Here is an 8756-nt window from a genome sequence, read left to right as displayed (position 1 = left end):
CGGCTTGTTCGTTGGGGAAGTGGCCGCGGGCGCGCACGGCCCGGCGGATGCGGGCGTTGACCGACTCGATCGCATTCGTCGAGCACACGACCCTGCGGATCTCGGTGTCGAACGCCAGGAACGGCACGAACTCCGACCACGAGTTCTCCCAGAGTTTGACGATGGCCGGGTACTTCGTGCCCCATTCCTCGGTGAACTCATAGAACCGTTCCAGCGCGGCCGATTCCGTCGGTGCGGTGTAGATCGGCTTCAACGCCTTGGCGATCGCGTCCCAGTGCTGACGGGCCGCGTACCGGAACGATGCGCGTAGTAGATGCACCACACATGTCTGGACGACCGCGGCCGGCCAGACCTGTCCGATCGCCTCGGGAAGCCCTTTGAGACCGTCGCAGACGAGCATGCACACATCCTCGGCACCACGATTCTTGAGTTCGGTGAGGATCTGCAGCCAGAACTTCGCGCCCTCGCCGCCGTCTCCGGCCCACAAGCCAAGGATGCCGCGAGTGCCCTCGACCGTGACCGCCAGCGCGACATAGATGACTCTGCTGGCGAATTCTTGATCGTGGGGTGACATCATCATTCGTTGAGGTGCTGGTTTGGTTGAGGAGATAGTCGGTGTCGTTGCGCCCCAGTGGGTTTGGCGAGGTTCCCGTCGAGACGGCGCGGGTGGCTCGCGCAGCTTTCGCGAAGGGGTGCCTGGCGATCCGGATTCGGGACGAGTTGGGGGTGCTGTTCTGCGATGAGCAGTTCGCGGACTTGTTCGCGGTTCGTGGCCGTCCGGCGGTCTCGCCGTGGCGATTGGCGTTGGTGTCGGTGTTGCAGTTCACCGAGGCGTTGTCGGATCGCCAGGCCGCCGAAGCGGTGCGGTCCCGAATTGACTGGAAATACATGTTGGGCCTGGAGTTGACCGACAAGGGGTTCGACGCCTCGGTGCTGTGCGAGTTCAGGGACCGGCTAGCTGTTGCGGGTCATGACGTTGGTGGCATGTAGGAGTCGCGCCGTGGTGCTATCGTTGCCAGGTGATCGACATTCGACGGGCATGGTGGTGGCTGCTCCAGCAGCCCGTCTAACCATGTCCGCGGGCTGTACGCAGCCCGCATGTCATCTGACTTGAACGAGGTTTGTACAGCCCCTTGACCATCCAGGAGCTGTACGTTGAATACCTTCTCTGCCGCTGTCGAGCGCAGCGACACGTTGCGTGCCGCGGTCACCGAGCACCCCGGCCGGTACCGCATCCTCACCGGCGAACGCCCCACCGGCCCTCTGCATTTGGGTCACTACTTCGGGACGCTCTCTGAACGGGTGCGGTTGCACGGTCTGGGCGTGGACACGTTCGTGATCCTCGCCGACTATCAGGTCATCACCGACCGCGACGCGATCGGGCAGGTCCGGGAGAACGTCTACAGCGCCGTGCTGGATTATCTGGCTGCCGGGATCGACCCCGACCGGGCGACCATCTTCACTCACTCGTCGGTCCCGGCGCTGAACCAGCTCCTGCTGCCGTTCCTGAGCCTGGTGACCGAGGCCGAGCTCCACCGCAATCCCACGGTCAAAGCGGAACGTGCCGCATCCGGTCGTGCCTTGAGCGGACTGCTGCTGACCTACCCGGTCCACCAGGCCGCCGACATCCTCTTCTGCAAGGGGAACCTGGTTCCCGTGGGGAAGGACAACCTGCCGCACGTCGAGCTGACCCGGGTGATCGCGCGGCGCTTCAATGAACGCTACGGCGCGGTGTTCCCCGAACCGCAGGCACTGCTCACCTCGGCACCGGAAGTTCCCGGTCTCGACGGGCGAAAGATGTCCAAGAGCTACGGCAACGCGATCGCATTGTCGATGACCGCCGACGAAACGGCGGCCCTGATCCGCCGGGCCCCGACCGACTCCCAGCGACTCATCACATTCGACCCGGTCAATCGTCCCGGCGTGTCGGCGCTGCTGACCACGGCCGCATTGTGTTCCGGGCGCGATGAAAGAGACCTGGCCGATAACATCGGCGACGCTGGGGCCGGGGCGCTGAAGAAGCTCACCACCGACTCGGTCAACGAGTTCCTCGCCCCACATCGTCGGCGTCGCACCGACTTCGCGCGCGACCGTGAATTCGTGCGCAGTGTTCTATGGCACGGGAACCGCCGCGCCAACGTGGAGCCAACCCGCACCCTTGAGGAAGTGCACGCTGCGATGGGGACCGCGTACTGATGCCTGCCACACGGATACGAAATTTCTTACTCACGTCGAGACCGCGCCGATGACTCACCGAAACGCGCCGTTGTCCGTCGAAGGCCGTCGCCGACTCGTGCAGCGTTGTCAGACTCGCCCCATCTCGCACATCGCCGCTGAAATGGGTATTTCACGAGCGTGTGCGAGTAAATGGGTGGCCCGCTGCCGCGAGTTCGGAGAGCCCGGCCTGCTCGACCGGCCCAGCGTGCCGTACCGCCAACCAACCGCCACTCCGGTCGAAGTGGTCGGCCCGGCGCATCGCCCTCGAACTCGCCAACGACGGCATCGCCATCTCGGTGCGAACCGTCAGCCGGCACCTGGTCCATCTTGGATTGAATCGGCGCAGGTTCCTCGACCCGCCTGGTGAGAGCAACCGCGCACCACGACGGATCATTGCTCGCTGGCCCAGACACATGGTCCACGTCGACATCAAGAAGGTCGGCCGCATCCCCGACGGCGGCGGCTGGCGTGCCCACGGCCGCGGCAGCGAACTTGCCAAGAAGGTCAGCAGGGCAAAGACCGCCGGCGCCCGCGCCGGATACGTATATCTGCACTCGGCGATCGACGGATTCTCCCGACTGGCCTACACCGAAGCTCTTAACGACGAAAGGACTTGCACCGCAATTGGGTTCATGCTCCGTGCCCGAGCGTTCTTCGCCGCCCACGGCATCGAATACATTCACCGCGTCGTCACAGACAATGGCCGCCTGCTACCGCGCGAGGGACTTCGCGAAGGTGCTACACGGGGCCCGGTGACCGGTCCCCGGTAAGGCGACCACCTGATCTGGCCCCCGCTCAGGGGACCGCGGTTACGAGAGTTGAGGCAGACTGACCCGCAGGAGGTCACGATGCCGAAATCCTTTCCGCTGGCGATGCGCCGACAGGTGTGCGCTCGGCTGCGTGCCGGCGACCCCGTCGCCGAGATAGCGGCCGAGACAGGGATCTCGCCTGCCACCTTGTTCCGGTGGAAGGCGCAGGTCCTCGTCGATGCAGGAGTCCGCGAGGGCATTCCGAGCGTGGAAGCTGACGAGCTGGCATCGGCGAAGAAACGGATCGCCGCATTGGAAGCCGAATTGAAACTCACTCGCGACGCCTGCGAATTGTTCGATGCGCAGGCGGTGGTGTCCCCAAAAGGCGGATCGCGGTCGTCGAAGGGCTGATCGCGCTCGGACATTCGGGGCGGTCGGCCTGCCGAATCGCTGGAGTGCACAGATCCACCTTTCTGCGGCAACGACGGCAGCCGTTGTCCACCAGAACGATTCGCAGGATCGTGGTCGCCGATGAGATTTCCCGGATTCATGTCCAGTCCCGTGGAACCTACGGCAAACGCCGGATCAAGGCTGCGTTGCTGGCCGAGTGCGAGATGATCGTCAACCACAAGCTGGTTGCCTCGATCATGGCCGAGCGTGGACTGTTCGGCCTGCCCAGACGCAAACGACGCGGCCACCCGATGCTCGCAGTGAGCACTCCCGCGGACCTGGTGAACCGGGCCTTCACCGCTGCTCGCCCCAACGAGCTGTGGTGTACCGACATCACCGAACATCCCGCAAGGGACGGAAAAGTCTATTGCTGCGCCGTTTTGGACTGCTTCAGCAAGAAGATCGTCGGCCGATCCTTTTCCACCATCGCCGACACGCTGTTGGTCAACAACGCGGTCAACATGGCAATGACAGAACGCGTCACCAACGAGGGGCTGATCGTGCATGCAGATCACGGAACACAATTCACCTCGTGGTCGTTCGGTGAGAACCTCCGCCGGCACAGGATTCTGCCTTCGTTCGGAACTGTCGGTGATTGCTTCGACAACGCAGCGATGGAGTCATTCTGGGGACGGATGCAAACCGAACTCCTCAACACCAGGAAGTGGTCGACAACCCTCGAGCTGACCATCGCGATGTCCGACTGGATCGACAACTTCTACAACACCGAGCGCCGTCACTCCTACCTAGGCCACCTCAGCCCCACAGAGTATGAGACGCTGTGGCTCGACATCCGACCAAGCCCTCAACTCTCGTAAGCGCGGACCGACGAGCAGGGGCCAGATCAACCCGGTATTTGAGTCCGGGGTTGATTCGATCCGGATTCAGTTGGTGCCACAGGCCACGGGATGGTGGGTGTGGCGGCAGCGGGCAGCGTACTCGGCCGGGGTCAGATACCCCAGCGCCGAATGCCGGTGCCGCCGGTTGTGGTCGGCCTTGAAGTCCCCGATCACGACGCGGGCCTCGAGCAGGCTGGTCCAGTGGTTGCGGTTGAGGCACTCGTGACGCAACCTGCGGTTGAACGACTCGATGTAGCCGTTGTTCCACGGTGTCCCGGGCGGGATGTAGACCATTCCGACCCGCCCTGCGCAAAAACTGTGCAGCGCATGGGAAATCAGTTCCGGCCCGTTGTCCATCCGCAGTACTCTCGGCGGCCCGCCGGCCGCGGCGAACACGCGCTCGAGCTCGGCGACCAGTCGTTCGGCGGTGATAGACCGTTCAACGATGTGCAGCAACGATTCGCGGGTGTGTTCGTCGACCATCGACGCGATCTTCACCGCCCGCCCGTCGATGGTGGAGTCGAACTGGAATCCAAGGCCCACACTACTTTCGGGGCGTCAGCTTCGGTCGGCGGCATTGATGAACACCCGGCCCGTTTCCGCGGCGAATGGGCCCTGACCTGCAGGCCCTCTTCTCGCCAGAGCCGGTGCACCCGCTTCTTGTTCACCGCGCTGCCCTCGTCGAACCGCAACGCCGCCCAGGCACGACGGAACCCGTGACACGGATTCTTCGTCGCGTAGGCGCGCAGCCAGGCCCGCAAACCGGCATCTGGATCGGCAGGGGTCTGCGCGGCCGGCAGCCGCCGGTACGTGGACCGGTGCAGCCCGACCACCTTGCACGCGAACCGCTCCGACATGCCCATCACCTGTTTGAGCATGTCAACCGCCCGCCGCGCGGCGGCCGGGCCTAGAATTTTCCCTTCGCGATCTCCCGCAGAGCGTCCTTCTCCAGCTCCGCGTCCGCCAGCAGCCGCTTCAACCTGGCGTTCTGCTCCCGCAGCTCTTTGAGTTCTTTCGCGGCGTCGGTGTCCACGCCTCCGTACTGGCGGCGCCAGTTGTACAACGTCGCCGCCGACACTCCCAGATCGGCGGCGATCTGCTCACCTGTCTGGCCGGCAGCGGCCAGTTCGTCGGCACGGCGCAGCTTCCGCACGATGTCCTCCGTGGAATGCCGCTTACGTCCTGCCATATCCCTCAGTGTCCCTTCCAGCCCTCACCAGGGCCAACAGGACTCTAATTCCGAGCGGTCTCGCTCACCGGGGACGGGCCACGCAAGCTGCGGCGCGCCGATGAACTGGCCGCGGTGGGAGTGGTGTCCAACGCCGCCGCTCCGTTCGGCGGCTGGAAGATGTCCGGGCTCGGCCGCGAAGGCGGCGCCGAGGGAATCCACGAATACCTCCAGACCAAATACACGCTGACACCGAATCCCTTTGCGTAGCACCCAACATCACTCAGCGCCACTCACCCGAACCTGTCAGGAGCTCTAAGGACCCGTCGGCCCGGCACCGGGTCGGCGCGGTGAGCCCACTCCGCATAGTTCTCCGGGTTCTGCACAGCGTGGGTCGTGACTTGATAGGAGCCTGCCGCGCTTGCGCCGTCCCGTGACTGGCCTGTCGGTCCCACACCACCCCGTTCGGGTGGACTCACGCAGAGCCTGCCGTTGTGAAAGGCAGCACCTGCTCGATGACATCGTCCTCCGACTCGGCGCCGATCGTTTATGCCGCGTTGACACCCACACCGATACCCACCAGGTCGCAGTCGTCAGCGAGCACGGCAGTAAACCTGCCGACCGGGAATTCGTCACCACCGCAGAGATGCACAGCAATTGAGCGCTGGATCGCCTCGTTCGGCCAGGTGGCGCGAATCGGCATCGACGGCAGTGGGTCTACGGAGTCGAACTCGTCCGCTATCTGCACACCCGCGGCTACAACGCCGCTGAGGTGCCGCGCCCGAACCGCTGACTGCGTCGATCCCACGGCAAGACCGACACCATCGACGCCTACGCCGCGGCCCGCCGACTGCTCGATGGGTCCGGAGTCACGCACCAGCGCCATCGAAGCTGTCCGGGCGCTGCGGGTGGCGAGGCACGGCGCGGTCAAAGCCACGACCGCCGCACTCAACGGGCTGCGCGGGCGGGTCACGACCTGCCCGGAGGAGTTGCGCAGTCAGCTGCGCAGCCTGTCGCGCGCGAAACTGTTGGCCACCTGCGCCGGGTTCCGTCTCGACCCCGCGCGTCTCACCGATCCGGTGCAGGCGACCAACCTGGCGCTGCGTTCGCTCGCCGTTCGGGCCCCGGGAAGCCCACGATCAGGCCGACCAGCTCGAACGTCACCTGCATAAGGTGCTCGAACAGGTGGCTCCCAAAACCCCTTTCGGTGCTCGCTCTCGGGCCAGATACGACCTACGCCGGAACTCCTACCGCGGCGGAAACCCCGCCGCACTGCTGCTGGCCCGGTTACACGCCGCTGCCGTTCCGGCCGCCCACCTACCCACCGACACCCTGGCACTGATGATCAGAACCCAAGTCACATTGCTGCGCAGCATCCAAACCGCCATTGCCGATCTGGAAAACCTGATCCGGCAACGCGTCGACGAGCACCCGAGAGCCCAACTGCTGGCCGCGCTCCCTGGCGTCGGCACCATCAACCTGGCCGAAGCGCTCGCCGAGATCGGTCCGATCCTCGACCGCGTCGACACAGTCGACCAAGCCGGCGGCGAATGCGGCGTCACCCCGGTTACCAAAGCCTCGGGCAAGACCAGCGGAGGCGACGCGCCGGCCGAGTTCATCGGGCAGTCGTTGCATTGGTCAATCATTCCGGCGTCGGCGGTGGTGTTGGATGAAATTCCGTTGCAGCAAAGGCCGACGTGGCAAATTTCGTCGGATATTACGCCTCGGAATTTGCCATATCGTCAATGGTTTTGGCTATTCCACACTACCTCTTGATCTTCGCCGCTCATCCGCAGTGCCCCTTGTCGGATATGAAACCGTCGTCCTCGAAGCTTCCGATCCAGCCAGCCCAGTAGATGCATTGGCCCTTCGCCGCGATGCGCACCGGTCCTGCGTACCAGGTGAAATCACCCTCTTGGGTGACATCGTTGTTGATGTTCTTCGACAACGCTATGCCGGCCTCCATCCGCTGAGGTGCTCCTCGATGGTTCCGCACGGTGACAACACAGTTCTGATCACCGTTGTAGGTGAGGAAGACGGTGCCGTTCTTGAGTTCATGTGAGTCGATCACCTTGTATCCGGCACCACACATACCTTCTTCATAGGTTGCTGCGGACGCGGTAGTCGGGGCCACTGCGGCGATAATCCCGACTGCTCCCACGCATACGGCCGACAATCTCTTGACGTTGATCATGTCAAATTTCCCTTCGTGATGTGGTGTTTCATTGCGCTTTTCAGTTCGGCAGATCGAGTGCGGTGGCCACGGGTGGCCAGGATCTGGGTAGTTCGTCGGCCCAGTAGGGCCAGGAGTGAGCGCCGGTGGGCCGGAAGCTCGGTGTGGCGGGGATGGACAGTTGGGTTAGCCGGTCGACCAATGGTGGGTGCAGTAGTCGGCGCGGGCCTCGAGCGGTCCGCCATACAGGACCGCGTCAGGCAGTTCGGGGTCCCAGCACATCATGTTCGCCAGGCAGGCAGCTGGCGATCGAGAGGTGGATCGCGCTGCCGCGCAAGGCATCCACGGGTCGTGGGCACGCCAATCCGGGTCGTCGTGTTTGCCGAACATATTCTCGGGTTCGCCGCCCCCGGTTCGCACTATCGAGCGCGCTTGTGCCTGAGCGAACTCAGAACTCAGCAACTAGCACCCGCTGCGCGCGGCGACCGCCTTGTAGTGCACAGGTGCTCGCGTCGCCAACATCAACGCGGCTTCGGCACCCATAGAGACTCCTTCGATTGCGTTGCCGCCGATGCCATTGAAGTGTGCGTCGATGAGCCGCGGCAGTTGCCTGGTGACGAATGTTTCCCATTTATTGACGCAAGGCACGCGATCCGGGTGCTGCCAGTGGGTGTAATAGCTCACCACGCGGCCGGCACGACGTTCACCTTCTTGTCCGCGCGGAACCCCCACCGCGCTGCCGCGATCGGTCCAGCCCTTGTTGCCTTCCTCGGCGTTTCGGCCGTCGAGCATGTACACCGTCGGGTGAGGTTTTACTCTGACCGGCGGGCAGGAGCACTTGCACCTGCACGAGACAGCCCATCGCCGGCGAACTCACATACACCGCAGCGAGCGATCGGTGATCGGCTCGATATGGTCTATCACCGCCGGACTAGGCATGTAGGTCCTCTCGGGCGGAGCCTCGGAATGTTTCGACGATCCGGAACTCGGTGGTGGTGTCGGCGGCTCAACATCTGCGGGTAAGGGAACGGGCACCGCCGCATCCAGCACCGCCGCGGCCCTTGCGACGCCGCCGAGAACCCGGCGACCTGACCGACGGCGAACACAGCGTAACCGAAACCGAGATTGCGGCTTGATCAAATATGCCCCTAGAGCTCGAA

General features: G+C 64.0%; 8 protein-coding genes and 4 pseudogenes. 7 read left to right on the top strand and 5 right to left on the bottom strand.

Translation table 11 applies throughout. The features are described from left to right. A pseudogene (locus ON21_RS31355) lies at positions 1–550 on the bottom strand (IS256 family transposase); the annotation flags it as partial. A gap of 65 nt (positions 551–615) precedes the next feature. Here ON21_RS31355 and ON21_RS31350 point away from each other — a divergent pair. The 5 genes and pseudogenes from ON21_RS31350 to ON21_RS31330 all read left to right on the top strand — a co-directional run. Further along, positions 616–957 (top strand): annotated as a pseudogene (locus ON21_RS31350) (transposase); the annotation flags it as partial. 198 nt (positions 958–1155) lie between these two features. Further along, the gene (gene trpS, locus ON21_RS31345) at positions 1156–2196 is read left to right on the top strand and encodes a tryptophan--tRNA ligase (protein ID WP_039804059.1); all 1041 of its coding nucleotides are present in this window, start codon (positions 1156–1158) and stop codon (positions 2194–2196) included. Positions 2197–2245: 49 nt separating this feature from the next. Continuing rightward, a pseudogene (locus tag ON21_RS31340) lies at positions 2246–2921 on the top strand (helix-turn-helix domain-containing protein); the annotation flags it as partial. 144 nt (positions 2922–3065) lie between these two features. Further along, the gene (locus tag ON21_RS31335; RefSeq protein WP_039804057.1) at positions 3066–3377 is read left to right on the top strand and encodes a transposase; all 312 of its coding nucleotides are present in this window, start codon (positions 3066–3068) and stop codon (positions 3375–3377) included. Continuing rightward, the gene (locus tag ON21_RS31330) at positions 3278–4234 is read left to right on the top strand and encodes an IS3 family transposase (protein ID WP_306307724.1); all 957 of its coding nucleotides are present in this window, start codon (positions 3278–3280) and stop codon (positions 4232–4234) included. The genes ON21_RS31335 and ON21_RS31330 overlap by 100 nt, the downstream gene beginning before the upstream one ends. Positions 4235–4300: 66 nt before the next feature. Here the strand turns inward: ON21_RS31330 and ON21_RS31325 are convergent. Beyond that, positions 4301–5444 (bottom strand): annotated as a pseudogene (locus tag ON21_RS31325) (IS3 family transposase). Between the two features lie 123 nt (positions 5445–5567). Here ON21_RS31325 and ON21_RS38890 point away from each other — a divergent pair. Then, positions 5568–5693 (top strand): aldehyde dehydrogenase family protein, encoded by a 126-nt coding sequence (locus ON21_RS38890; RefSeq protein WP_373281165.1) that lies wholly within the window; start codon positions 5568–5570, stop codon positions 5691–5693. Positions 5694–5970: 277 nt separating this feature from the next. Here ON21_RS38890 and ON21_RS36185 read toward each other — a convergent pair whose 3' ends face one another. Beyond that, complete coding sequence (locus ON21_RS36185) at positions 5971–6309, bottom strand: hypothetical protein (protein WP_157171061.1); 339 nt, start codon at positions 6307–6309, stop codon at positions 5971–5973. 455 nt (positions 6310–6764) lie between these two features. Here ON21_RS36185 and ON21_RS31310 point away from each other — a divergent pair, with 455 nt between their 5' ends. Then, positions 6765–7199, top strand: a complete 435-nt coding sequence (locus ON21_RS31310; RefSeq protein ID WP_157171060.1) for a transposase — start codon at positions 6765–6767, stop codon at positions 7197–7199. 10 nt (positions 7200–7209) lie between these two features. Here the strand turns inward: ON21_RS31310 and ON21_RS31305 are convergent, their stop codons facing one another. Together ON21_RS31305 and ON21_RS38030 are read right to left on the bottom strand one after the other, a co-directional pair. Then, the gene (locus ON21_RS31305) at positions 7210–7617 is read right to left on the bottom strand and encodes a hypothetical protein (RefSeq protein WP_051021529.1); all 408 of its coding nucleotides are present in this window, start codon (positions 7615–7617) and stop codon (positions 7210–7212) included. Positions 7618–8058: 441 nt separating this feature from the next. Next, positions 8059–8388, bottom strand: a complete 330-nt coding sequence (locus ON21_RS38030; RefSeq protein WP_245562811.1) for an alpha/beta hydrolase-fold protein — start codon at positions 8386–8388, stop codon at positions 8059–8061. Between the last annotated feature and the right edge of the window lie 368 nt (positions 8389–8756).

Source organism: Nocardia araoensis NBRC 100135 (genome assembly GCF_000308435.1).
Classification (GTDB): Bacteria; Actinomycetota; Actinomycetes; order Mycobacteriales; family Mycobacteriaceae; genus Nocardia; species Nocardia araoensis.
Note: the sequence above shows the minus strand (reverse complement) of the source record. Positions and strands in the feature narration are given on the sequence as shown.

Coding starts and splice junctions, on each gene's coding strand:
- ON21_RS31310 (WP_157171060.1), top strand. CDS start 6,765: ATGATCAGAACCCAAGTCACATTGCTGCGCAGCATCCAAACCGCCATT.
- ON21_RS36185 (WP_157171061.1), bottom strand. CDS start 6,309: ATGGCGCTGGTGCGTGACTCCGGACCCATCGAGCAGTCGGCGGGCCGC.
- ON21_RS38030 (WP_245562811.1), bottom strand. CDS start 8,388: ATGCTCGACGGCCGAAACGCCGAGGAAGGCAACAAGGGCTGGACCGAT.
- ON21_RS31305 (WP_051021529.1), bottom strand. CDS start 7,617: ATGATCAACGTCAAGAGATTGTCGGCCGTATGCGTGGGAGCAGTCGGG.
- ON21_RS31335 (WP_039804057.1), top strand. CDS start 3,066: ATGCCGAAATCCTTTCCGCTGGCGATGCGCCGACAGGTGTGCGCTCGG.